General features: G+C 44.8%; 26 protein-coding genes and 5 pseudogenes. 13 read left to right on the plus strand and 18 right to left on the minus strand.

Annotated elements, in window-relative coordinates; genetic code table 11:
• Window positions 1-147: 147 nt before the first annotated feature.
• Both FB479_RS05325 and FB479_RS05330 read right to left on the minus strand, forming a co-directional pair.
• Window positions 148-870: an NAD-dependent deacylase gene (locus FB479_RS05325; protein ID WP_106656682.1), complete on the minus strand. Its 723-nt coding sequence runs from the start codon at window positions 868-870 to the stop codon at window positions 148-150.
• Window positions 871-970: 100 nt separating this feature from the next.
• Window positions 971-1,726, minus strand: coding sequence for a cupin domain-containing protein (locus FB479_RS05330; RefSeq protein ID WP_142063100.1), 756 nt, complete (start codon window positions 1,724-1,726; stop codon window positions 971-973).
• Window positions 1,727-1,903: 177 nt separating this feature from the next.
• Here FB479_RS05330 and FB479_RS05335 point away from each other — a divergent pair, with 177 nt between their 5' ends.
• From FB479_RS05335 to FB479_RS05360, 6 genes are all read left to right on the plus strand, one after another.
• Window positions 1,904-2,689 carry a metallophosphoesterase family protein gene (locus tag FB479_RS05335; protein WP_106656684.1) on the plus strand — a complete coding sequence of 262 codons (786 nt, stop codon included), beginning with the start codon at window positions 1,904-1,906 and terminating at the stop codon, window positions 2,687-2,689.
• A 172-nt stretch (window positions 2,690-2,861) separates the two neighbouring features.
• Window positions 2,862-3,290, plus strand: a complete 429-nt coding sequence (locus FB479_RS05340) for a disulfide oxidoreductase (RefSeq protein WP_106656685.1) — start codon at window positions 2,862-2,864, stop codon at window positions 3,288-3,290.
• A 3-nt stretch (window positions 3,291-3,293) separates the two neighbouring features.
• Entirely contained in the window at window positions 3,294-3,764 is a 471-nt protein-coding gene (locus FB479_RS05345; protein WP_142063103.1) for a thioredoxin family protein, read from the plus strand.
• 177 nt (window positions 3,765-3,941) lie between these two features.
• Window positions 3,942-4,811 carry a cytochrome c oxidase assembly factor CtaG gene (ctaG, locus tag FB479_RS05350; RefSeq protein ID WP_142063105.1) on the plus strand — a complete coding sequence of 290 codons (870 nt, stop codon included), beginning with the start codon at window positions 3,942-3,944 and terminating at the stop codon, window positions 4,809-4,811.
• Window positions 4,812-4,844: 33 nt separating this feature from the next.
• Window positions 4,845-5,456, plus strand: coding sequence for an SCO family protein (locus FB479_RS05355; RefSeq protein WP_106656688.1), 612 nt, complete (start codon window positions 4,845-4,847; stop codon window positions 5,454-5,456).
• Window positions 5,457-5,462: 6 nt separating this feature from the next.
• A complete protein-coding gene (locus FB479_RS05360) occupies window positions 5,463-6,236 on the plus strand; it encodes a FixH family protein (protein ID WP_142063108.1) in 774 nt (257 codons plus the stop codon).
• Between the two features lie 136 nt (window positions 6,237-6,372).
• Here FB479_RS05360 and FB479_RS30845 read toward each other — a convergent pair whose 3' ends face one another.
• Window positions 6,373-6,498, minus strand: coding sequence for a hypothetical protein (locus FB479_RS30845; RefSeq protein ID WP_255438287.1), 126 nt, complete (start codon window positions 6,496-6,498; stop codon window positions 6,373-6,375).
• A gap of 287 nt (window positions 6,499-6,785) precedes the next feature.
• The gene (locus FB479_RS05370) at window positions 6,786-7,952 is read right to left on the minus strand and encodes a UDP-N-acetylmuramoyl-tripeptide--D-alanyl-D-alanine ligase (protein ID WP_142063111.1); all 1,167 of its coding nucleotides are present in this window, start codon (window positions 7,950-7,952) and stop codon (window positions 6,786-6,788) included.
• A 151-nt stretch (window positions 7,953-8,103) separates the two neighbouring features.
• On the opposite strand from FB479_RS05370, the gene FB479_RS05375 reads away from it, so the two are divergent.
• Window positions 8,104-9,171 (plus strand): CapA family protein, encoded by a 1,068-nt coding sequence (locus tag FB479_RS05375; protein ID WP_255438288.1) that lies wholly within the window; start codon window positions 8,104-8,106, stop codon window positions 9,169-9,171.
• A 151-nt stretch (window positions 9,172-9,322) separates the two neighbouring features.
• Window positions 9,323-10,291, plus strand: coding sequence for a GNAT family N-acetyltransferase (locus FB479_RS05380; protein WP_142063117.1), 969 nt, complete (start codon window positions 9,323-9,325; stop codon window positions 10,289-10,291).
• Window positions 10,292-10,359: 68 nt separating this feature from the next.
• Here FB479_RS05380 and FB479_RS05385 read toward each other — a convergent pair whose 3' ends face one another.
• From FB479_RS05385 to FB479_RS05405, 5 genes are all read right to left on the minus strand, one after another.
• A complete protein-coding gene (locus tag FB479_RS05385) occupies window positions 10,360-10,863 on the minus strand; it encodes a CarD family transcriptional regulator (protein ID WP_106656693.1) in 504 nt (167 codons plus the stop codon).
• 102 nt (window positions 10,864-10,965) lie between these two features.
• Window positions 10,966-11,433: a DMT family transporter gene (locus FB479_RS05390; protein ID WP_142063122.1), complete on the minus strand. Its 468-nt coding sequence runs from the start codon at window positions 11,431-11,433 to the stop codon at window positions 10,966-10,968.
• 21 nt (window positions 11,434-11,454) lie between these two features.
• The gene (locus FB479_RS05395) at window positions 11,455-12,153 is read right to left on the minus strand and encodes a Crp/Fnr family transcriptional regulator (RefSeq protein ID WP_142063125.1); all 699 of its coding nucleotides are present in this window, start codon (window positions 12,151-12,153) and stop codon (window positions 11,455-11,457) included.
• Between the two features lie 24 nt (window positions 12,154-12,177).
• On the minus strand, window positions 12,178-12,603 hold the full coding sequence (locus tag FB479_RS05400; RefSeq protein ID WP_142063128.1) for a DMT family transporter: 426 nt from the start codon (window positions 12,601-12,603) through the stop codon (window positions 12,178-12,180).
• A 139-nt stretch (window positions 12,604-12,742) separates the two neighbouring features.
• Window positions 12,743-13,237 (minus strand): DUF1648 domain-containing protein, encoded by a 495-nt coding sequence (locus tag FB479_RS05405; protein WP_142063131.1) that lies wholly within the window; start codon window positions 13,235-13,237, stop codon window positions 12,743-12,745.
• 129 nt (window positions 13,238-13,366) lie between these two features.
• Between FB479_RS05405 and FB479_RS05410 the strand changes: the two genes are divergently transcribed.
• Both FB479_RS05410 and FB479_RS05415 read left to right on the plus strand, forming a co-directional pair.
• Window positions 13,367-14,173: a DUF2935 domain-containing protein gene (locus FB479_RS05410; protein ID WP_142063134.1), complete on the plus strand. Its 807-nt coding sequence runs from the start codon at window positions 13,367-13,369 to the stop codon at window positions 14,171-14,173.
• Between the two features lie 141 nt (window positions 14,174-14,314).
• A complete protein-coding gene (locus tag FB479_RS05415) occupies window positions 14,315-14,503 on the plus strand; it encodes a hypothetical protein (protein ID WP_106656698.1) in 189 nt (62 codons plus the stop codon).
• Between the two features lie 263 nt (window positions 14,504-14,766).
• Here the strand turns inward: FB479_RS05415 and FB479_RS05420 are convergent.
• Window positions 14,767-15,017: pseudogene (locus FB479_RS05420) on the minus strand (sigma-70 family RNA polymerase sigma factor); the annotation flags it as partial.
• A gap of 423 nt (window positions 15,018-15,440) precedes the next feature.
• Here FB479_RS05420 and FB479_RS05425 point away from each other — a divergent pair.
• Together FB479_RS05425 and FB479_RS30850 are read left to right on the plus strand one after the other, a co-directional pair.
• Window positions 15,441-15,623: a hypothetical protein gene (locus FB479_RS05425; RefSeq protein ID WP_126435454.1), complete on the plus strand. Its 183-nt coding sequence runs from the start codon at window positions 15,441-15,443 to the stop codon at window positions 15,621-15,623.
• Window positions 15,624-15,823: 200 nt separating this feature from the next.
• Window positions 15,824-16,678 carry a discoidin domain-containing protein gene (locus tag FB479_RS30850; protein WP_255438289.1) on the plus strand — a complete coding sequence of 285 codons (855 nt, stop codon included), beginning with the start codon at window positions 15,824-15,826 and terminating at the stop codon, window positions 16,676-16,678.
• Between the two features lie 319 nt (window positions 16,679-16,997).
• On the opposite strand, the gene FB479_RS31220 is transcribed toward FB479_RS30850, so the two are convergent.
• From FB479_RS31220 to FB479_RS05465, 6 genes and pseudogenes are all read right to left on the minus strand, one after another.
• Window positions 16,998-18,122: an acyltransferase gene (locus FB479_RS31220; RefSeq protein ID WP_142063137.1), complete on the minus strand. Its 1,125-nt coding sequence runs from the start codon at window positions 18,120-18,122 to the stop codon at window positions 16,998-17,000.
• 141 nt (window positions 18,123-18,263) lie between these two features.
• Window positions 18,264-18,508: pseudogene (locus tag FB479_RS05440) on the minus strand (YolD-like family protein).
• 12 nt (window positions 18,509-18,520) lie between these two features.
• Entirely contained in the window at window positions 18,521-18,862 is a 342-nt protein-coding gene (locus FB479_RS05445; RefSeq protein ID WP_142063140.1) for a YolD-like family protein, read from the minus strand.
• Between the two features lie 468 nt (window positions 18,863-19,330).
• On the minus strand, window positions 19,331-19,927 hold the full coding sequence (locus tag FB479_RS05455; protein ID WP_142063146.1) for a hypothetical protein: 597 nt from the start codon (window positions 19,925-19,927) through the stop codon (window positions 19,331-19,333).
• A gap of 59 nt (window positions 19,928-19,986) precedes the next feature.
• Window positions 19,987-20,088, minus strand: a pseudogene (locus tag FB479_RS31225) (hypothetical protein); the annotation flags it as partial.
• Window positions 20,089-20,270: 182 nt separating this feature from the next.
• Window positions 20,271-20,492 carry a hypothetical protein gene (locus FB479_RS05465; protein ID WP_142063149.1) on the minus strand — a complete coding sequence of 74 codons (222 nt, stop codon included), beginning with the start codon at window positions 20,490-20,492 and terminating at the stop codon, window positions 20,271-20,273.
• 1,185 nt (window positions 20,493-21,677) lie between these two features.
• Here FB479_RS05465 and FB479_RS30745 point away from each other — a divergent pair.
• On the plus strand, window positions 21,678-21,740 hold the full coding sequence (locus FB479_RS30745) for a hypothetical protein (protein WP_255438328.1): 63 nt from the start codon (window positions 21,678-21,680) through the stop codon (window positions 21,738-21,740).
• Here the strand turns inward: FB479_RS30745 and FB479_RS31230 are convergent.
• Both FB479_RS31230 and FB479_RS05475 read right to left on the minus strand, forming a co-directional pair.
• Window positions 21,719-21,910: pseudogene (locus tag FB479_RS31230) on the minus strand (hypothetical protein); the annotation flags it as partial. The gene FB479_RS30745 and the pseudogene FB479_RS31230 sit on opposite strands and share 22 nt — an antisense overlap.
• Before the next feature lie 158 nt (window positions 21,911-22,068).
• Window positions 22,069-22,443, minus strand: a pseudogene (locus FB479_RS05475) (sigma-70 family RNA polymerase sigma factor); the annotation flags it as partial.
• Window positions 22,444-22,666: the final 223 nt, after the last annotated feature.

Here is a 22,666-nt window from a genome sequence, read left to right on the forward strand (position 1 = left end):
GAACACTATCTCATTAATGGTAAAATATAGAATAGTAAGTAATAATGACACATGTACGAAAATAAAATAGAAAGCGTCACCGGCAATAAGGCATGTCAACGAGCCCAATCAGAATAAGCGTACTCTTTTCATCGAGCACGCTTGCTTTTAATCTCCTAACGATTGTCCTACTCTTTTCAGCACTTCGCCGATCCGTTCATTTTGGATGACCTCATCTGCCCATGCATCCAATGGGGTTGGTTCCTGATTGACAATGACCAGTCTGGCCCCTCTTTCTTTTGCATGCTGCGGAAACCAATTGGCTGGACTCACGGTAAGCGAAGAACCTAATACGATGAACAAATCGGCTTGTTCGGTCCACGAGATGGCCTGATCGACTTGCGATTGCGGCAAAGATTCCCCAAATAGGACAACACCCGGACGCAAAAATCCTCCGCATGCGCAGATCGTCCCTTGTTCCTCCAGATAACGCGTGTTGGCATACTCCGTCCCGCAGGCGAGACAGCGGATTTTCGCAAGGGAGCCATGGAGTTCGGCTACAGCCAAGCTTCCCGCTTCTTGATGAAAGCCATCTACATTTTGTGTAATGATCCCATGAACGAATCCACGCCGTTCCCATTCTGCTAAGCATTCGTGTCCGGCGTGTGGCTTGCAGGTTATCAATCCTTGAATGCGCATCTGATAAAATTCCACAAACGCTTCCCGATTCTCCATCATCGCGCGTGTACTCGCGAGTTGCATCGGATCTTTGCCGCGCCATAGCCCAGACTGTGAACGAAAATCAGGCAAGCCACTCTCTGTCGACATGCCTGCTCCAGTAAATACAACGGTAAAGGAAGATGTCCGCAACCAGTGTGCCAGATGTTCCATCATGGTCTCCCCTTTTTTTGAAAATGTTCTTCTCCTGATTGTAATAGAAGAATGCCGGATTTGGGAGACCTGCCCACCAGGACACCATCTGTCTTTCCATTTAATAGGATGGGTAATCGGGCTGTGGTGGATATCCGGTATGGTAGGGGTGCCTGCTATATTGCGGAAATCCGGTCGGCTGTTGATAGACTGGCTGCTGTCCATATCCACCCTGCTGCACATAGTTGGCATCGTAATAACCGTAACCGTCTGGCATCTGGCTCGAGTAACCATAGTACGGGTACTGACTTGAGGCAGGTCTATCTGGCAACTGCCCCTGCTGCTGACATCCTACTGGCGGGCCAATCACGACGGTTTGGGTAATAGGCGCAAATGTTTCTTTTACCTTCGCTTCGTCTAAACAATACGTATGTGCCCACACACTCGCTGGAGTTAAGCGCAAAATATCTGAGCCAAAGATCACCTCAGGAATAGGCGCATCAAAAATAGCCAGTAGATGCGTATCGTCTGTCAAAGCCATTTCATAGTGCCACCAGCCCTGTGGGATATTGGCAACTTGTCTCGGTTTTATATTGTAGTTGAGCAATTGATTGGTAAAAGGATTGATTAAGGATACAATGGCCTCACCAGCGATGCAGTACACCAGCTCCGCTGCATTTTGATGAATGTGTGGCTCGACAACATTTCCGGTTGTCAAGAAAATATCCAACAACGAATTGTTGCCTAATGTATTTAATTGGGCGATCCCCAGGGAATCGATGAAATTCCGATCGTCCTTTTTGAAAAACAGATTATTTCTCATGTCGTACGTGAATTGAGTATTTGGCGATGTATAGTCGCGATAGGAAGTAGCCATCTGTCGTTTGATCCTCCCACCGTATGGGTATTTGACTCATTTGTATCTCTATTCCCGTTCACAAAATATGTGCACCCATCTATTCAAACGAGAAAGAGACACACTCTTTCACCCTCCACTTTGCACAAACATATCCTACTAAAAGGCATAACGGGTAATCGAGGAGGGTGATCTTGTTTGGCTACTTATTTGGTCTCGGACATACATGGTCAGAATCAGGCTTTTCAAAAGGCGCTGCGGGACGTTTCCTTCTCCCCCCAAGCTGGTGATCGTCTGTTCGTATTGGGGGATATGATCGATCGAGGACCTGAATCAAAGGAAGTACTGCTCGATTTACTCGCTCTTCGACAAGCGTATCCGAGCCAAATCTATCTCATAAAAGGCAACCACGAGCAAATGCTTGCAGATTGGCTATCCGGCAACGGCAATCCGGAGTTATACCTGCGCTACAATGGCGGTGATGCCACCATTCGTTCTTTTTTAGGAAACCACCCGCTTCGGCGAGCTTTTCTTAATCGGATGCCTTCTTTGCAGGAACAAGAAGAAGCGCGGCAATTCATCCTTTCTCGCTATCCAACCATTTTGCCAGCCTTGTCGTCTCTTCCTTTGTATATTGAGCTACCAGCCGATCCGCGTACAGGAGCTCCAGCCGCACTTTTGGTCCACGCAGGCATTCGCCCCGGTATCCCCTTGCAGGAACAAAATCCGCAAGATTTACTATGGATTCGCGAGCCTTTTTACCTTTATTATGATGGAGAACTCCCTGTCATCTTTGGCCATACCCCTGTTCCAGGATTACCTCAATACTCAGGCAGCGGTCCTTGGCAAAGAGACAATATGGTTGGCATTGATGGTGGCGCAGGATATTGGCGAGGCGTCCTGCTCGTCGAGTGGCCTTCTCTTCCATCCATATTCGTACCGATTCGGGATAGGCAATCCTCTCCACAAGTACGGGTCTACTGATCATGCTTAAGGAAAACTGGGAGCTTTCGCACTGGTGCTCCTACCTGCTGCAAGCGCATCGGGTAGTGCATCCAGTATGATGCAGGAGACAAGCCCATTCGTTCAACAAATTATTACTTTTTATAATCTACTTTCGATTTGTAATATGTTAAGATATGGACGAGGTGTTTATATGAAACGTCAGCAAATCGTGGAACAAGCCATGTTTGCCGCATGGGGAGTCTCCCTCATCGCAACAGGAGGCAGTTTGTTTTTTTCAGAAGTGTTAAAGTACATACCGTGTGACCTGTGCTGGTATCAGCGAATCTTGATGTACCCGCTCGTCATCCTACTCGGAGTTGCCTCCGCGAAGAAAGATGACAAGATCGCGTCGTACGCCTTGATTCTCTCCATCATCGGAGGACTCACATCGCTGTATCATTACTCGATTCAAAAAATACCTGCCCTGCAAGATCTGGGCAGCGCTTGCGGCATTGTGCCATGCAGCACGGACTATATTAACTGGCTAGGTTTTATCACGATTCCGTTCCTTGCTCTCATTGCCTTCACCTTGATCAGCATCCTGCTTGTCATCGTTATGAAAAATGCAAAGGAGAAATGATTCATGAAGAAAGTCATCTTTCTATCCATCCTTGTGGCTGCGATCCTGATCGGTGCGATCGTGTACGCTGACATTTCGAACCGTCAGCTTGCGGAAGGAAACCCTTATGGGAAAGCCAATTTGCACCCAGCTACTCTCGAACAATTGAGTGACCCCCTGTACGATAATCTCATTATGCCTGATGAACTCAAAGGTAAGCTCGATAATCAGGAGGATGCGTTTGTTTACTTTTACAGCCCGGTTTGTGAGCACTGCAAAGCAACTACCCCCGTCCTTGTACCGATCGTGAAAAGCTTGGACATCGATATGAAAAAGCTTAATTTGCTGGAATTTAACGCCAGCTATGGTGAATACAACATCGAATTTACCCCTACCCTCGTTCATTACAAGGGCGGCAAGGAAGTAGCTCGACTCGTCGGCGGACGCGAAGCAAGCGAATGGAAAGCTTGGTTGGAAGAACAGAAAAAATCATAACGTGCGGTAGCCTCCCTCGATTCTTTGCGGGAGGCTCTTTTCATATTGGACATACGTGACAAATATGTGAAGAATTCCGTTCCCTTGGAAGAAATAGCCCGAACGAGTCATTAGGCTTTTCCAGTTAATTGCCTATAATGAGTACTGGGGATAATCCTTGAAAACGGAGGTAATCGCATGACCCTCACTTATTTCACTGAAACCTTTGGCTTTCGGGCGACATGGAATCCAGAGCTGATTCTTTTGACCTTCTTGATCGGTCTGGCTTATTTCTCACTGACCGGACCATTACGCCAAACTTTTCAAGATTCCACACCTGTTACACGCAAGCAAAAGACTTTTTTCACACTCGGCTTAATTGGTTTTTACTTTAGTATGGGAAGTCCCTTGAACGTAGCTGGGCATTTTTTGTTTAGCGCCCACATGCTGCAGCAATCGTTGCTCTATCTCGTAATGCCCTTGCTGCTTTTGGCAGGGACTCCGTCATGGTTGATCCGCTCCCTGTTCTATCGCCGGGGGCTCAAGCTTTTCATGCGCATAGCGAGTCATCCGATACCTGCTATTCTCATGTTTAATGCCCTGTTCTCGTTTTACCATATGCCTGTTATTTTAGACTTGGCAATGAACAACCTGGCCCTACATAATTTGATTCATTTACTGCTGCTGGTGACTGCGCTTTTGATGTGGATGCCTGTTGTCGCACCCATACCGGAAATTCACCGTCTGTCGGAACTGCAAAAGCTCGCCTACATCTTTGCTAACGGCGTTTTGATTACGCCTGCATGCGCACTGATTATTTTTTCAGCAACACCGTTGTATACGACATATGTAGACGGTCCTTCCATGCTCTGCGCTCCATTCTTTTCCACGCCGATCGACAAATCAATGTTTGCCGTTCCCCTTCTCCCTCTGGAGGATCAACGGCTGGGCGGAATTGTGATGAAGCTCATGCAGGAGCTGACGTACGGAGTCGTTCTGGCTTACATCTTCTCTACCTGGTATCGAAAAGAAAAGAATCAGGAAGAGGACGGACTCATGACGCCATAGCCAAAAAGTATAGAAAGGAGGCGCCACACACACGTGAATATCGCCCCTGCTACTGCAATCCGAATCAGACGGTTGCTCTTGTTGTTACCCGTCCTTGTTCTTGTTGCTCTTGTCGCTTCTTGGGTTTGGTTCGGGCCCAAAAACGCCCAGGCGAAATTACCTGATGTGACTCTGCAAACCATCGATGGACAATCCTATTCGCTAGCACCGCAAAAGAAAACGTTTCGCTTGGTAGAGCTGATTTATACCCGTTGCCCGGATATTTGTCCCACGACAACGGTAAAAATGGTTCAGCTGCAAAAGCGCTTGCTCGAAGCAAACCTGATGGGGCAAGAAGTTGAGTTTTTGACCATCACGATTGATCCGCAAAACGACACCCCTGATGTCATGCGCTACTATGCCAAGCAGTTGGGGATTCAAGAACAAGGCTGGACCCTGCTTCGGGGTGATGAGGAAACGATCAAAACAGTTACAAATTCGCTTGGCTTTTTTGCCAATAAGATGGATGATGGATTTATCTCTCATACATCGAGTACGTATCTCGTGGATGATAACAATGCTGTCATTCAAAAATTCGGCATGGGGGACGATTTCGATCCCGAACAAATTTATCAGGAACTGTTGAAATTGAAGAAGGAAGGGTAATCCAACATGAAACGTACGATGATTCTGCTCTTATCCATGCTTATGCTCCTTTTAGCCGCTTGTGGAAAAGAGAACCAGCAACAAGCTTTTCAACCCGGAGCTCCCGTTCAGGCTGCCTTTACATTGGAGCCAAAGGAGCTTGTAGCGGGCGACACCGTTACCTTCTCCGTGAAAGTCACACAAGATGGCCAACCCGTGGATGATGCCAAGGAAGTGAAGTTCGAATGGTGGAGGGATGGGCAAGAAAAGCATGAAACAATCCCGGCTTCGCTGCAAGGAGACGGTGTCTATACGGCCCAACAAACCATTAGCGAGCCAGGTTCTTATTTTGTCTACTACCATGTGACAGCACGTGATTTCCACAATATGCAAAAGACACCGTTCACCGTAAACAGCAAGGCTGGTGAGACGCCTGGGGCTACGCCCTCCGCTCCTCCAGCTGACGCAGGTCAGTCGCACGATCATGGGGCGGCAGGTCACGTGAATGCTGATACAGTTGATTATCATTTCTCTCCAGCCGACAATATTCAAGTGGCAACCCCAGCTGCTCTCACTGTTCACCTCATGAAAAACAACAAAGCGTTGGACAAAGCGACAGTCAAATTCGAGTTCTGGCGGGGAAATGACGAGAAGCACAGCTTCGTCGATGCAACGGAAACTGCGGCTGGCCAGTATGAAGGCAACGTACAGTTCCCCACTGCCGGGGATTATACAGTGAAGGTCCATGTAGAAAAAGGAGACATTCATGATCACAAAGATTTTCCACTCTCCATAAAATAAGTCCTTCCAAATAAAAAGGCCTTCCTCCCAAGGAATGGCCTTTTTGCTCGCAAATGGCGTTAGCAGGTAAAATAGGAGATTCGATCCAAATCCGTCCCGTAATACTCCCACCGATATCTTCTCCAGCGATATCCGGCTACAGAGTTACGGCTGACGTAGACGGGGTAAAACCAGAAAGAGCGACCATTTCGCAGCCAAACGTACGTGTAACGATATAAACAGGGATAGAATCCGCCAGCATCGATCCGGCGGGTTCCCCCATAGCCTCTTGCTCCCGGTGCACTTGGCGTCCTGCTCGGTGGAGGACCTGGTGGCGGAGGGGGAAAACCTCCCGGGGAACCGGGGGAACCTTGATAACCTGGGGAACCTTCTGGACCGCCAGGGGGAAATTGGTATGACATGACGTGTCACCTCCTACTAGTCTCCCTATAGGAAATGCAGCAAACGCACAGATGGTATGTGCGTTTGCCCGCCGTCATTCACCTATTTTTTCCGCAAGAGCCTGTATATAAATCCCTTGTCCGCCACCCCGCAGGCGTCCCCACTCTTTCATCCATTCCCAGCGCTTCGATTGGCAGTTACCCTGCACAAAAATTGTACAGTCTCTCCCATTTTCAACTGATTCGATCCTTTTACGAGAACGGCTGTATTTGGCTTCAGCTGTTTTGCTAGACGCCGATGCAAGCCTGCTTTACTCAAGCAATGCCTGACCCGATTTGCCGGAAAACCGGAGAGAATCGCTGCTCTGGCAATATTCCTAGCACTTCTTCCCAGTGTATATAAGTAGTCTACATTTTTTTGACTCAAATATTTCCCGACATCCTCATGACCTTTCACGTCGTATTTACCCATTTCCAGCATACTGGCGAGCACCGCGATTTTTGTCGTATGCCCTACCTGGCTTAACACATCAATCGCTGCCTTGGCCGCATCCGGATTCGAGCTGTAGGTATCATCCAGCACCTGAATGTTATTCGCGAGTCGATAGCTAGCTAGTCGTCTGCGCTGTCCGCGAAACTGACTTAACCCGCGACGAATAACATCGACGGGAATCCCCATCGTATGCGCGACTGCAATAGCAGCCAACGCGTTGTACAAATTATGCTCGCCGGGAATGGGGACAAAAAATGATTCCTTTTCTCCACGCAAAGAACATTCGAATCGAAACCCGTTGCCCTCCATTTTCGTTCTCCCCGCCTTATAGTCCGCCTCCTGCTCCTTGCCAAATGTTACGATTTTCCCCGTGAACGAACCCAGATAAGGCTGTTGAATAAACTGGCGAGAATAAGGACAGTCCCAATTCAGAAAAATGGTTCCCGTGGGTTTCATATGACGAATTAACTCCGTTTTTGCTAACGCCAGCTTCCTGGCATCACCGCCAAAATTTCCGATATGAGCCGTGCCAATATTCGTAATGACTCCCATCGACGGCTGTATGATTTTGCAATGCTGTCGCAAATGACCGCTTCGATAAATACCATACTCAAGCACTGCGGACTTGTGCTCGTCCCGAATTCTTTTGGCATGCGCTCTTGTATTTCCCAGGAAGTTCTTGTTGTACATCGATTTATATGTGGGCATGCGTAGATTCAGGATGGTATAGATCATTTCCTTTGTTGTGGTTTTCCCTGCACTTCCCGTCACAGCGATAACCGGCTTGTCGAGAATCAGTGTGTTTGCCGGGACAGCAGCTCTTCTCTTCTTTTTCACGGGCATCACCCCTTTGCCTCGTTCTTCTCTCGATCAGCTTTCCTATTGTATGAACGGCATAGACAGCCTGTATAGACCATTATCTATGAAAACGTTCCGCTACTATCCAAATCAGACGGACGACTTCTGGAATAGAGTAGGAGGGGAGGTGAAGCGCATGACAAAGAAGGCCACCATCGCCGCTGTAGGCGACATTCTGATGTGGAAAGAGCAGGTGGCAACTGCCAGGTTGCCTGGTACAGATCAATTCTCTTTTACGGATATGTTTCATCCCGTGGCACCGATTCTCTCAGCGGCAGATCTCACGATTGGCAATTTAGAAACCACCTTTTCCGGGAAAACACAGCCCTATCAAATCGGTTCGGCACGAACCGGTTACCCTCGCTTCAACTGTCCAGATGAATTGGCTCGGGACTTGAAAACATCTGGATTTGACGTATTGACTACAGTGAATAACCACTGTCTGGATGGCGGAGTAACCGGACTATGCCGAACCCTTGATGTTTTGGATCGATACAAGCTCGCTCATACCGGAACCTATCGAAGCCCCGAAGAGGCAAGCACCTACCTGATCAAGGAGGTAAACGGAATTCGCATCGCCCTGCTTGCTTACACCTACGGGACAAACAAGCAGGTGATCCCCGCTCATACGCCATGGATCGTCCGACTTCTTCATCTTGACACGATATTATCCGACCTGAGAAAAGTCCGTCCTCTCGTCGATGTGGTGATCATCTCCCTTCACTTTGGGATTGAATTCCGCTATACTCCGACAACACGCCAGCGACATCTCGTACAAAGCCTGCTCGACAACGGTGCTGATGTTATCCTCGGGGCTCACCCACATGTTCTGCAGCCTGTTGTCACCCCGAGTATCACGACTGCTCACGGAACAAAGAGACAAACGCTAGTCGCATATTCTTTGGGCAATTTCACATCTGAGAAAATGCTCTCGTTTGATCAATCCCAGTGCGGGGCAATCCTGCGATTTACTGTCGAAAAGAATGAGAGGAATCAGATTTCACTCGAGCAAATTTCGGTCATCCCGACGTTTTCGCAACGGTATGTAAGTCAAGGGCGTATATGCTTTCGTGTCATCCCCATGCGTTCGTATCTGAAAAGCCCTGATCTGTATGTGCGACCTCTGCAGAGAAAAAAGCTCCAGTTGCTGTGGAATCGCGCCATCCGCATCATAGGTAGAGCGCGGGGCGTATTGATTGAATAACACAGGAACAAACGAGGGAGCGAGCAGTTTGCTCCCTGCCCTTCCTCTTTTCCTACATAGACGGCGATTGACGATTCACAGAACATTTTGGTAAAATCAACTTGTAACTAACAAAATTATTTTAGATGGTTACAAAGGAGAGATTACTTGCATGATCACCGTTCGCCGTATCCACTCGGAGGATTTACCTGTATTTCTTGCATTTCCGGACCACCCTGCGTCCGTTCGGGATGATATAGCTGCTTACCTCAACAAAATGTTCACACAAGGAGCTATGCGCCAGGACTGGTGCTTCGTTCTGGAGGTACATGGCAAGATAGCTGGTCGTCTCGCCTTCTGGACATTGCCTGGCAGTAAACAAGCAACTGATTTGGTATTGTGGGAGCTTCCATGGAAAGAAACAGAATGCCCTTCGCTCGGCGCTCATTTCTTACGTGAAGTCTTCACACTCATGGCGGGGAATCTTTCGGAGAAAATCGGCTATGTTCTGGATTCACCTTCCTGCTCTCCTCAATGGCAAACGGATCACCAAGAGCGAAGAAATGTTCTGGAAGCACTCGGCTTTCGGATTAGCCGGGAAACTAACCGATTTGAATGGCATGCTCCGATGGAGGCAGCTGCTCTACTGTCAAACGAAACGCATGATCAGATCGTGTACCGCAGTCTTCCTGAGGTTGGCGAGGCTGCATTTGTGGATGCCATCCTGCGTGTCTCGCAATTCACCCATGATCAACAAATTACAGAGGAGCGCTTGGAAAAAGGCCCTCTAACCCAAGCACAGGAGATGTTCCAAGATTTGCAACAAATGAAGTACGAACCGGAATGGTGGCAGCTTGCCTATACAGAAAAAAATGAACTCATTGGATTTTTGATGCCTACGGTCAGCCCTACCTTCGCTACAATTGGATACATCGGGGTTCTCCCCGAGCAAAGAGGACACGGCTATATTGATCGATTGCTGAAGCAGGCCACAGACGTTCTTGTACAAGCAGGCGAAACATACATCCGCGCGGATACCGATGTAAAAAACACGCCAATGGCCAAAGCCTTTTTACGTGCTGGATACCAACAGTTTGCCAATCGCCAAGAATTTTCCTTGGATCATGGCTTGTTGCTCTAAAAGACATACAAAAAAGGGGGCGATTGCAGTAACAATCACTCCCCTTGATTACCTTGTATGGACAATATTTATGGCACAATCTCAGACATTTCTTCTGGGCATACAGCATGCTTCAGCATCACTGTTGCCTGTTCCGTATCTACGTCTTTTACAAGTTCAATCTCACTAATGAGGAGCTGCTGCGCAGTATCCAACATCATTTTGTCGCTCGATCCCAATACTTTAACTTTACTCATACCAACCAAATCACGAATGACCTCAGATTGCTCGTAAATATCGCCACTCTTCATTTTTTCTGTATGAAGCTTGTAGCGCTGCGCTGCATTCAAGGCGGTGTCGCGTTGCCCCTCTCGCATGGCGGCCAAAACATTCTCCAGAATGTCGGCTTCGACCACCTTTCGAATACCAAGAGCGGACATCTTTTCAACCGGGACCATGATGTTTAATTCTTTCAGCATCATGTTGAGCACATAATAGAGGTGTTTTTCACCCAGAAATTCTTTCTCCTCCATCGCCTCGATTACGCCTGCTCCGTGCATCGGATAAAAAACCTTGTCTCCAACTTGAAACATACGTCCACCTCCTTCAAAGCAATCTATATCCATTATAGCACAAAAATCGGATTTAAAATTTTTTATTTTATCATGACGTTTAAAATTAAGTCAACAAAAAATTTACATCTTACTCATTGAGCGTTTCTGTTGCCATTCGCCGCCTAATTTAAATACGATCACACCCCCGATAATGACCAGAACCCCAAACAATTGCGTAAATGTCATCGGCACTTGAACCAGCCCTAACCAGCCGATTGAATCAGACCATAAAGCAAATCCGAGCTGGGCAGTGAGAACGATGGAGATGGCATACGTTGGGCCAAGCAGTCTCATTCCTTGTACCAGACAAAAGACCACCCCAACGCCGATCATACCGCTGAACCAGTACCACGGCTGCATAGCTGGAAGTGAAAACAACTGATCGCCTTCGAAAATAAGACCCATCGTCAAAGAAGACAGAAATCCCATCCCAAGCACAAGAGTCGTCGTAGACCATGTTCCTGTCTGTTCACTTACTTTCTTGTTGAAAATATTTTGGAGGCTGACCAACAAGCCAGCCAGTAACGCGAAGAATAGCCCGACTACCATGATTTTGACTCTCCTGTCCCCTTATTCGTTCAGTGTCTCGCTCGCCATCTGAGCTAAGCCTTCTCTATCCTTGATCAGTAGGAATCCATTGGCACGCTCAATCAGTCCCTCCTTGCAGAACTGTTGAATGACCCGATTCAAATGTCTGTAGCTCGTTCCAATCATATTCGCTGCATCCAAGAGATTGCTCGTACTGATCTGTTCTTTGTTGGCAAGGTCCCACTCTTCTATCGAAACGGACAACAAATAACGAGCGAAACGTACTTCTACTGGATACAGAAGGTTGGTGCTTAATGAGTTGGACTTCACACAAAATTTATTCGTAATGATTTGCAGTAAAAAATGCAGGAGTGGAGCATAGTCTGTTCCGTATTTTTTCAACCAGCGATAATGAATCCCGATCATCTGAACAGACGAGGCAGCTTCCACCGAATTCAGATAAGGAATTCCTCTTACATACTCAATATCTCCGATCACTTCAAGCGGCTTTTTAAAGGAAAGGATCAGTATTTTTCCTTCGGGGGAAGTCGTAAAAATCTTTACTTTGCCCTTCACCAAAACATACAGATGACAGGCCAATTCACCCTGGGCACAAATGAGCTCCCCTTGATCAAATTGGTACAAGGACAAATGCGGCAGAAAAGGCTCATGAAAGACAGACGCTAACTGATGGTCATGGAGATATTGTTGCAAAAGCTCACGATTTTCAATTTCCTTCATCCCTCTGTTTTCACCCTCTCGCTATCAGGCTCTCAGTATCAGCACACCCAGAATCATCATCCCGATCCCAATAAAATGCGGCAGCCTCATCTTTTGTTTATCGACACTGAACCACCCATTGCTGTCAATGAGAAAAGTCAGGCTTAGCTGCGCAATCAAGAGGGCTGAAATCGTCATGGTTACCCCGATATGCTGGATGGCCGTAACATTGCTAAAAATGATAAACGCAGCGAATGCTCCACCTGTCAAATATAACGGTTTCACTTGCCTGTATGCCTGCCATTTTCCATCCCGAAAAAACAACAGGAGGAAAAAAGCCGTGAGGAAGCCCGTTAACTGCGTAAGTGTCGCGGTTTGCCACGCCCCAATATCTTGACTGATTCTTGAATTCGCTACACCTTGCAAGGTAATGAAAACACCGCCGAAAATCGCAAAAACAATCCCTTTCATCCTCTCACCTCACACTGATCTGTTCCTAATTAAAAGGGATGGCAAGGTGGATAGGGAAGGACATATGTCCTTATGATTTTCGTTGCAAAAAAACAAAGGAGAGGCCCTTCCTGTTAAAGGTACCTCTCGCTCATTCTTCTCATTGAATCTTTTTTTGTTTCACGATCCCTATTACAAGCAGAACGATCATCCCAACGATGGTGATCGGCAGAAACCACTTCCCAAAGCCGCCTCCCCATCCTAGCGCAATGGAGACCGACTCCAACAAGATTACGGAAAAAATAATTAAGCAGCTATTTTTTATTTGATTCACGATTTTTCGACTGTGCAAATAAAACTGTTTGGCATTCGATTCAGAGAAGCGTGCCGGATAGTTATGCAACTCCGGATGTTTCTCGAGTACCTGCATGAGGAAAATGATAAAGACGCCAATCCCAGGTAACAGAAGCAGTTCCCATTTTGAGCTCCAGCGATCTACTTCCCCCAAAGCATTGTAATGGGCAGGCACCTCGTCAGGAAGCTTATTCCATGCAAAGACTAAAAAGAGTAGCGATCCCACGAAAAATAAAAAACCAACTACATCCCATAACCATTCGCTGCCTGTCTTTGGAATATTTATGATTGGTCTCTTCATATTCTCCCCCTTACTGCTGATCCTCCTACAAGCATTTTACCATTTATGTCCATTTGGGAGTCAAGGTCAATCCGTTACACACTTCTGGGCGTTTTTACATATCTTGAGTGGAGTAAGGAGGGAACAACAGTGAACGACCCATTGCGAGAGAGTATGTTGTTTGAGCATCGTTTCTGGCTACAAATTCTGGGCGATCATGCCCGCTTTATTTTTCAATCGCTTGCTCCGAATGAAGAGCAGGAAATTGAAAGAGCCGTTTACTTTATCGATTCATTTGACCACTTGCTGGGAAACGCCAGGCAAAACCTGTCTTCCGATGAACTGCACACACTTAACCAGCAAGCAAGCACACTCACCCAACAACTTCGTGATTTTAAACTCCACATTCTAGAAAGGCATCTCATCAGTAAAATATCGATCAGCCTCCCTCCAACGTTTATGAACCACATGGTCAATGAGCTAGAAGAGTACGAACGAATTTTGCATGCTTTTCTCTCTGGAAGCTTGCCGCCTGCCAATCACCCGGTAGAGCTCCACCTTCTGTGGCTATCCGATGCGGTAGGGCATGCAGCCACCATCACTTCCCTTTTGGACATGGTGGAAAAAGACTATCAGCTCAAAAGCGAACGATTTACCAAAAAGTTCGAGCACTTTTACTTAAAAGCGGTGGAATTAGCCGGGTACCTCCGAACGAACCTGCATAACTTCCCGGCACTACGCCGTTTTAACCATCAAGCAGAAATAGAAATGAAGCTTTTTCAAGTATTCTTGCATGAATTGGAAGAGATGCGGATGCGTGATGAATTGCTAGGCGTTTTCTCCCCGCTCATGGCCGACCATATGTCTCGGGAAGAATGCTACTATTTGATGAAGCTATCTGAGGTTTCCGACGTGCAATCACCAGACTGTTTCCCGACCAGACCGCGCATTGAGTAAGAGATTACTTATTGAGAAGGGGGCGAAAGCTAAAGGCTTTACGCCTCTTTTCCATTCCTTCATGGTGGTATCCACACATGCATAAGCAAGCAAGGAGCTGTCCTCATAGCATATAAGTACCAACGCTAAGGGGGCAGTGTCATGGATCCGATTGAGCATCATAGACGGAGAATGCGTCATCACTTGCGGCAAGCAGATCGCTATCGCTCGTTGGCTTTTGAACATCGCCATGATCGCATGCGTCATCATACCTTTCGAGAAAGAGAACACTTCCATCGCATGCGGGCCCATCACCACAGAACGCAAATACATTCGATGCGTCGTTTTTAAATGGAAAACTCCCGTTATCGGGAGTTTTTTGTGGGACAAGTCAAATGAATGCCCGAGGCAATCGTATGAAGAAATGGCTTTGTTCTTATGGTGATTCCGTGCTCATGCCCATTCACGAAAACTGGGGAATGCTGATTGGACTTCCATCTGCGTTTTGACTGATCCAATAGGGAGCCTCTTGATCAGCATGCAAATAGAAAAGCCACCCGGCGCCCGAGTGGCTTCATCCTATTTACTAAAAAAACTGCCCCCGCTGCGAAAAACTACCGATTCTGCGGTTGCTTCGTCCGATAAAACTCATTAAACAACTTCATTAACGCTCGCTTTTCGATACGGGATACATACGAACGAGAAATGCCCAGCTCACGCGCAATTTCGCGCTGTGTCTTTTCTTTGTCCTGATCCAGCCCAAATCTGCCGATGATGACCTCTTTTTCACGCTCATCGAGGGTTGCACAGCGTCGACCACTTCGTCGGTTTCTGTGCCGAGGACGTCGATCAAGGTGATTTCATTCACCCTATGTGTTTATCTGTTTTTTGAATAAGCTTTGGACTTAATGAAAGGTACACACGAGAATCAAAGTTTATTCTCATCAGGGTATAACTCGCTTTACTGTTACAGTTCCAATGATTAAGAGATAACTATAATGTCGTATATGAAAAAGAAACTATTTCTCCATTTTTAAAAAATCCTATAATTAGGCATATTTTAAAAAAACAGATAAATAGCTGTTTTAGATTTTGATCAGTCACAGGATACAGTCACATACAATCCGACGGATTGGCAGTTTGTTAGGGAAGAATTGACCAGCGAAGAGGCGAAAAAGGAGGCTCAAGCCTTCGATAATCTACTCACTCAAAGAGCTACGGAGATCGTTGCCGACACTGGCGTAGATTTGTCTAAATACGCGCAATTGAAAAAGCCGACGTTTGGAAAATGGACAAAGACCTATTCAAAGAGGTTAAAGAGCTGACTAGCAATCTTTCAGTGGGCGATAAAATGCCTCAAATCCATTTACACGAATCCGGCGAAAGTCTGTACGTACTGCGGCAATATGCGGATGGAACGAACACAGCTGTAGAGTTCGTACTGGAAAACGGCAAGTGGGAAAAGCAGTAGTATAGGTATTAGTAAAGAAACCCGTCCCCTCAAAACAGGGACGGGTTTGCTATTTCTTGAACACCTTATGAACATTCCCCTGAGCATTCCTTTGATTTGAATTTATTCCTTTTACTGTTTTGCTCAAATCATCGAAATGTAATATATTTCTGAAGTAATTTGTTTTATTATCCATTTTTAACATTTCAAGGGGGATTATAATGATTTTAACAAAGAGGTTCAGCAAGCAATTCTTTAGCTTTGCTCTTATGTTTTCCATTTTATTTTCTGGCCAGAACATTGGTCATGCGGAGGATCAATATACTAAGGATTTGATTCCTACAATGACAAGCCACTCATCACCAGAGGGAATCGCAAGTGCAAGTAGTGAAAACCAAGAACAACAAAAGTATTTTGCTTATTTGGCTTTTGATGATACTACAATTCCTGATGGCTTTGATGTTTGGGCTTCACTAACTACATCAAATGAGTGGTTACAATTTGAATTTACCTCAAAGAAACAAATACAAAAATATACTTTGGAACCCAAAAATTATGCTCATTCAGGTAGTCCGACTGATGGTATGTCACAGGCACCAAAAGATTGGCAATTTCAAGCATGGAATGGAGCCGATTGGATCGTTTTAGATTCACAATCGGGTATCACGGACTGGGTTCCAGGCACCAAGAAAGAATTTATGTTCAACAACTCAAATAGCTATAACAAGTACAGAATTTTTATTACTGCGAACAATGGTGGATGGGCGATTTCATTAGGCCAAATGGAAATGATGGAGAAAATTAATTCAACCCCAGACCCTGATCCAGAACCAATTCCAACTGGTGATAACGCACTTCTTGTAATTAAAATGATCAGTGGACTTGAAAAAGAATTTGAGCTGACTGCATCCGAAGTACAGGACTTCATTGACTGGTACAATGACCGCGCTGACGGTAGAGGAAAAGAAACATACATGTTCGATAAGGACTTTAACAAAGGGCCGTTTACCGCTCGAAAAGATTATGTAGCTTTCAGTAAGATTCAATCCTTTGAAGTAATGGAATATACCAAATAACATGCCGAGGCACCTCCTATAACAGGAAGGTGCCTCGTACATTCTTAACGCTCGTCTATGCTGAAAGAATATAGTCTACGAATACTGGCGATGAATGGATTATCAGCTTGCTCGAGCAGCGTCAGGTATATAAATTCCATATATCATCACCACTACAATTGTATCAATACCAAAAGACACATGCGCTGGTAATTACTCGTAAGTACCTTCATAATGACCAGGAAAGGGATTTTCCTTGTTGTTTATTCAAAGTTCGTTTACCTTGGTGTTTTTCGGTGCCCAGTTAGAAAAGGTATCCTCAATTATCTACAACTGCTTCTCAATTTGAATAATCTACCTTTGTATCAATTTCTTTTCTCAGCTTTGGTCTGATGAAGACTCCCCCGAACAAATGGACGAATTTAAACCGACTGCCCAAATAGGTAAGGACACAGGAACATACAATCGTAAGTATAAATAACATTACTAATCCTGAATCTCCTACTCTCAATCCTTTGAAGTGAAACAGTTCACTAATGATCAAAGGATGGATCAGGTAAATGAAAAAGGAATGGGTAGAGAACCAACAGACCGAGTGTAATACCTTCCTTGGCCAACCAGTCATGCTTGTAGACAGCCTGTACATGAACAAGGCGCTTACAACCGTGTATAACAAAGTGCTCGGCTTAGTTGAGGAGGCAAAAGTGTCCGTCCATTTACTATCGACCACCAATACGATCAGAGAGGCTAACCATGGTACAAACGTTTGCCAGAGCGTCAGCTTTCCGACAAATGCTGAGAATTTATTAAATCTCATTGCCACGAACATTCCCAAAACGAAGTAAAACACCCATACAGGAAAAAGAATAACATAAGGTACCTTGATGCTAGGTAGTACGATGAGTTGGTTGGCATGTAAATAAATTGCCATGTGCATTACTAAGGTCGATATAAACGAAACTGTTAGCGTCCAATTCGTCTTCGTCCGTAGAAGACTCTTCAAGAATGGATATATTAGATAGAGTTGGCAAATGATCACCAAGAAATATAGGTGAACGTAAGCCGTACCTTTCACCATATGCTTCCCTAGCGTTGTTAAAAGAACCCAGGGTTCGACTGACCCAAGATTGTATTGCTGGGCATAGGTAAAGTAAAGTATGCTCCAGATCAAATACGGTAGTAAGATCTTATTATACCGCCTTTTAAAAAACTCTCGTTTCCCTATCCTCCCCCGGTCACTTAAGGCAAGACTTAACCCTGAAAGTAGAATAAACATTGGTACAGCGAAACGCGCTACCTGATTCCAAGCAAACGCCATAACACTAGTTTCTACATAACTCGCTGTTACATGGATTAAGATTACTGCAATAGCACTGATAGCCCTTAGATAATCAATCTCTTTAATTCTCGTATGAATGCACCTTCTCTTCTCTCTATGTTGTGGACCTCTGCAACAGTTTTCCATTCATGATAATAGCATTCTTTTGTAAATATCGGAAAGTGTGGCTATTTTGCCCTACCAAAAATAAACAAAAGACCAGTCTCTGCTTTTTTACAGATACGGGTCGTAGTTTTTTCGAAGACATTCAATTTGTACTTTCTCTTTTTATATGTAGCTATCTTTCATAAAATCTAAGAAAGGAGTTTTCCTCGTTGTTTCGTCTATTTCAACGTGAACGAGTCTCGTACGCGAGTCAAGAACCGTGATTCGCCCCCGCACTTTCTCCGACATCCCCCATACAGTTAATGACCTCTCATCGCCATCACTTTTGCTTCTACGAGCTGATTCCCCAATTCCTCTAATTCAAACTCGTCTCGATTAGGTCTTTTTGGTGTAGATGCTTGTGCCATCTATTGAACCCCCTAGCTTCTAACATCACTAATGGTATCCATCGGAATCCATTGGACATCTTCATCTGTAAGCAACTTTACCTTTCTGCTATTCGTATCTACCCACTCAACTTTTCTCCACATCCTGCACGTAGTTCCAATGCTATTCTCCTTATGTTTCCACCAAGTATTCGCGACAGCATAGTTTTCTCGTCCTGCGTTTCTAAATTGGTAATGAAACGATTCAAGCTCATCCTGCCCAAGTATAGGCATGGGTACGAGTTTGTCGTCTTCTTTCATTTGCAGGTATAGTTCACGTTGCTCCGGTAATACAAACCGTGATGGTCCGAATAAGTTTTCGATTTTCTTTGCCATTATAACCGTCCCTTTCGTTCCCACGTTTCAAATACTTCCATCTTGTAAGGTTCCGACCTTTGCCACTCGATGTATTCTTCGCCAGATACTTTTATTACCGCCATTACTTCTTCGTGGCTTCGTCCGGTCTTTACGCATATCTCATCGACACTCGGAGGTCTCGGTTTCATTGCTGAATAATTTCCAATAATCCGAAGCACCTTACGCTCAACATCAGATAAGGCCATAATAACCACTCCCACGAAAACAGGAACGTTTGTTTGTGTTTTATACGAACAGATTGCGAACATGCAAATAAAAAAACCTCCATGTGGGAGGCCTTCTATCAATTCGGTTTTGTATTTAAACCCTTGCTACGATTGGGTTGATGTAGGAACCAGCCTTAGCTAATCACCAGGGCGAGTTAATTTGCAAGATTAAAACACTTGCCCTCGCGTGTTTGCGGGGGCAAGTCTAGTGTCATTAATTTTAGTCAAGTTCTAATTGACTTTCACTTTTTACTTGCAATCCTTTAGCCACTCCGTTAGGAAACTGCAACTTACCTTCTTCTTCGAGGAATTTCCCTTGATAACCCCCTTTAATTACGTACGCGTCTTCGGCAACGGGACCTTCATATTTTTCTAAGTATACATACGCTTTTTCACCTGATTCGAATACTTCATTGCCTTCAAAAGTATACTCTGTTCCATCTTTATATCCGCCGGTCTCTAGTATTTTGATCACACTTTCCGGATCTACATCACCCTTATACACTTGCTTGACTTTTGCATCACTAAGGGTAAAAACGACGTTTTTATACTGGAAGCTCTCCGATTCATTGATTTCAACCTCGGCAATCACTTCAGCGCTTTCATTAAGCTTTTGGATACTGTCGAAACCCTCTACTACATCTCCCGATACATCTACTTTTTTTATTATCTGCTTATCGCTTTTTGCTGGATTATGAGATGTTTGGTCGTAAGCATGACTCGTTTCGATTTTATTAGAATCTAAAAATAGATAGCCCCCACAGACAAGAACACCTAATGCAAGTGTTGATAATATGATTTGTCTTTTGTTCTTCATTATATTTTTCATTCTTCCTATATGAGATTAATTCACTTTACATTATTATAACCAGCAATTTAATCGTCTCCAGGCTCTTTTACTTTCCGCCCATCTTTAGTAGTAGACATGACTTGTTGAGGGTCTTTAGCATGGTCTAAGCCAAGAACATGACCGAGTTCGTGAGCAAAAACACCTTTTTTTTACTTGCACTCATATCGTCTATGTAATAAGAGTTGGGACTCATCGAGGCATTTCTAATAATATCTGATCCATCGTACGGAGTAACTGATGTTTCGGCAGTCCAGCCTGTTTTTCCATAGTCCTCCTCTTTAAAGATGAACACTCTGCTCTTTTTTGTATCTCACCCAAAGCCTATATGTTTTTCTACAGCATTATTCCATGAGGCTAAAGCGTCCTTGAACTCGTCTTCGTAATCACTACTCATATCATCAGCGTAGTTAAACCTAACTACACTCTTATCCCAATAGTACCCTGTAGTGGAATAAGCAGAAGCGTTGTTTGGTACGGACAGTAAAGTGACAATTGATAAAAATCCTAGCAATAATGAGGTGCCTTTTTTCATTTCACTTCCTCTGTTTCTATTTTGTTACAAAAGATAGAATACTATAACGCTCTCGAGCTGTAAATATGTGGAATTTTACCTCTTACTTACTTTGACGAATAATTCTCGCTCTTGTTTCACAACTAGTTCACCAATTTCTTCAGGGGAGTTGCTTTACTTGATGTCAACAAAAATGCCCTAAAACGCCTTTCGAACTTTTTCGTAATACTGGATTGGATGTGGATATGATCGGTCGAAAAAACCAAAGCATTGCCTTAGACGTTAGCGTAATATAAATGAAGCTCATGGCGAGGCAGGACTACTTGAAGAGCCAAGAGGGAAAGGAAGTACAGGTCGAAGACCTTCTGGAGAATTGTCCGTTGAAGAAAAGCTAATACGTGCTGAAGCACGTATATACTATTGAAGGCTGAGAACGACCTACTAAAAAAGCTCGAGGCGCTCGAGAATCAGAAGATACAGAGGAGAAGCTAACGCCCTCCGAGCGCAATCAGATCATTAACCATGTCATTCGTCATTACAGCTTGCGACGTATCACACGTTATTTGTGCAAGGTAGCTCGCGTCAGTTCAAGTGGCTATTATCGCTGGATAAGTAACGAAGAAACAAAACAGTTACGTGAGAAATCGGACGAGCCTGATCTTTTGCTGATCAAAGAGCAATTTGATACTTTGAAAGGAAAAGCAGGAGCTTAAGTAATTAAAATGAGGCTTGAGTGCAGACATGGCATTATTATGAATCATAAGAAAATCCGTAGATTAATGTGTAAATATAAGCTTGTTGCAACCATTCGTCAAGCAAACCCCTATCGTAAAATGGCGAAAGCAACGATAGAACACCAAACCTACCCAAATCTTTTCAACCGCTAATTTGATCAGGGAGAACCAGAAAAGGTTTTGCTCACCGATATTACCTATTTGCACTATGGGAATGGACAATGTGCCTACCTGTCGGTAGTTCAAAGATGGGTCAACATAAGAGATCCTGGCTCACCATCTTTCTTCTTCCTGAAGCTATTTTACACTCTGATCAAGGCATGCATTATCCTCACCCTGGATTTCGTCTTCTCGTCGCCAAAGCAGGATTTCAGCAATCAATGTCCCGAAAGAAAAACTGTTGGGATAATGCTTCAATGGAGACCTTTTTGGGCCATATGAGAATGAGCTGGAGTATAATACGTGTACTTCTATTCAGGAATTACGAGCACAAGTTGAGGAGTACATTTCGTATTACAACCCAAGTAGAAAATGACCCCTGATGAATTCAGGAGTCATTTGTTGGTTGCCTAACGCAGCGGCGCTTTTTTTAACTTGAATTGGTGTGATTTTGCCACTTTTGGTTCCATCTCCAATTTGTCCGAAAGTATTGCCTCCCCAGCCAAAAGCAACTCCTTCCGCACTTACACCCAAAGAATGAACATTTCCAGACGATAAAGTTTTTTAACCCGCTAAATTGGTAATTTCAACTGGTAAGGAGTAATTGGGTGTCTCTCCATTACCAAATCCTCCACTTCCATTGCCGCCCGGCGTCCGAGTGGCTTCATCCTATTTACTCAAAAAACTGCCCCCGCTGCGAAAAACTACCGATTCTGCGGTTGCTTCGTCCGATAAAACTCATTAAACAACTTCATTAACGCTCGCTTTTCGATACGGGATACATACGAACGAGAAATGCCCAGCTCACGCGCAATTTCGCGCTGTGTCTTTTCTTTGTCCTGATCCAGCCCAAATCTGCCGATGATGACCTCTTTTTCACGCTCATCGAGGATGTGTATGTGCTGGTAAATTTTATTGGACTCCAGCTTGAGCTGCACAGCGTCGACCACTTCGTCTGTTTCTGTGCCAAGGACGTCGATCAAGGTGATTTCATTGCCTTCTTTATCCGTCCCAATTGGGTCGTGCAAGGAAACATCTTTTTTGGTTTTTTTCAGACTTCTCAGATGCATGAGGATTTCAATCTAAATGTCAAAAGGGGAGCATAGACAGACTTAGATGTTCATTGAAAATAAAGCAATAGACTGAAATCCTTGATATGCCGGGAGTTGTTTCAGGAAAAATCTTCAGTCGTACAAAATAAGATTCAGACTCATGTTCAAATTTAAAAAGCCGCTGACTATGACTTAAAAAATAAAAGTCTTAGACTGCGGCTGCTTATTTTGCGCTAACTCTCAACTTGGG

Source organism: Brevibacillus sp. AG162, from assembly GCF_006715575.1.
In the GTDB taxonomy this organism is placed as follows: domain Bacteria; phylum Bacillota; class Bacilli; order Brevibacillales; family Brevibacillaceae; genus Brevibacillus; species Brevibacillus brevis.

Excerpts from the sequence above, each read along its gene's own strand:
- FB479_RS05360 (WP_142063108.1), top strand. The coding sequence starts at position 5,463 with ATGAAACGTACGATGATTCTGCTCTTATCCATGCTTATGCTCCTTTTA.
- FB479_RS05415 (WP_106656698.1), top strand. The coding sequence starts at position 14,315 with ATGGATCCGATTGAGCATCATAGACGGAGAATGCGTCATCACTTGCGG.
- FB479_RS05405 (WP_142063131.1), bottom strand. The coding sequence starts at position 13,237 with ATGAAGAGACCAATCATAAATATTCCAAAGACAGGCAGCGAATGGTTA.
- ctaG (WP_142063105.1), top strand. The coding sequence starts at position 3,942 with ATGACCCTCACTTATTTCACTGAAACCTTTGGCTTTCGGGCGACATGG.
- FB479_RS05465 (WP_142063149.1), bottom strand. The coding sequence starts at position 20,492 with ATGAAAAAAGGCACCTCATTATTGCTAGGATTTTTATCAATTGTCACT.
- FB479_RS05370 (WP_142063111.1), bottom strand. The coding sequence starts at position 7,952 with ATGCCCGTGAAAAAGAAGAGAAGAGCTGCTGTCCCGGCAAACACACTG.
- FB479_RS31220 (WP_142063137.1), bottom strand. The coding sequence starts at position 18,122 with ATGGAAAACTGTTGCAGAGGTCCACAACATAGAGAGAAGAGAAGGTGC.
- FB479_RS05455 (WP_142063146.1), bottom strand. The coding sequence starts at position 19,927 with ATGAAGAACAAAAGACAAATCATATTATCAACACTTGCATTAGGTGTT.
- FB479_RS05400 (WP_142063128.1), bottom strand. The coding sequence starts at position 12,603 with ATGAAAGGGATTGTTTTTGCGATTTTCGGCGGTGTTTTCATTACCTTG.
- FB479_RS05380 (WP_142063117.1), top strand. The coding sequence starts at position 9,323 with ATGATCACCGTTCGCCGTATCCACTCGGAGGATTTACCTGTATTTCTT.
- FB479_RS05330 (WP_142063100.1), bottom strand. The coding sequence starts at position 1,726 with ATGGCTACTTCCTATCGCGACTATACATCGCCAAATACTCAATTCACG.
- FB479_RS05425 (WP_126435454.1), top strand. The coding sequence starts at position 15,441 with ATGGACAAAGACCTATTCAAAGAGGTTAAAGAGCTGACTAGCAATCTT.
- FB479_RS05325 (WP_106656682.1), bottom strand. The coding sequence starts at position 870 with ATGGAACATCTGGCACACTGGTTGCGGACATCTTCCTTTACCGTTGTA.
- FB479_RS05445 (WP_142063140.1), bottom strand. The coding sequence starts at position 18,862 with ATGGCAAAGAAAATCGAAAACTTATTCGGACCATCACGGTTTGTATTA.
- FB479_RS05375 (WP_255438288.1), top strand. The coding sequence starts at position 8,104 with ATGACAAAGAAGGCCACCATCGCCGCTGTAGGCGACATTCTGATGTGG.
- FB479_RS30845 (WP_255438287.1), bottom strand. The coding sequence starts at position 6,498 with ATGGGGGAACCCGCCGGATCGATGCTGGCGGATTCTATCCCTGTTTAT.
- FB479_RS05345 (WP_142063103.1), top strand. The coding sequence starts at position 3,294 with ATGAAGAAAGTCATCTTTCTATCCATCCTTGTGGCTGCGATCCTGATC.
- FB479_RS05340 (WP_106656685.1), top strand. The coding sequence starts at position 2,862 with ATGAAACGTCAGCAAATCGTGGAACAAGCCATGTTTGCCGCATGGGGA.
- FB479_RS05385 (WP_106656693.1), bottom strand. The coding sequence starts at position 10,863 with ATGTTTCAAGTTGGAGACAAGGTTTTTTATCCGATGCACGGAGCAGGC.
- FB479_RS05395 (WP_142063125.1), bottom strand. The coding sequence starts at position 12,153 with ATGAAGGAAATTGAAAATCGTGAGCTTTTGCAACAATATCTCCATGAC.
- FB479_RS30850 (WP_255438289.1), top strand. The coding sequence starts at position 15,824 with ATGATTTTAACAAAGAGGTTCAGCAAGCAATTCTTTAGCTTTGCTCTT.
- FB479_RS05390 (WP_142063122.1), bottom strand. The coding sequence starts at position 11,433 with ATGGTAGTCGGGCTATTCTTCGCGTTACTGGCTGGCTTGTTGGTCAGC.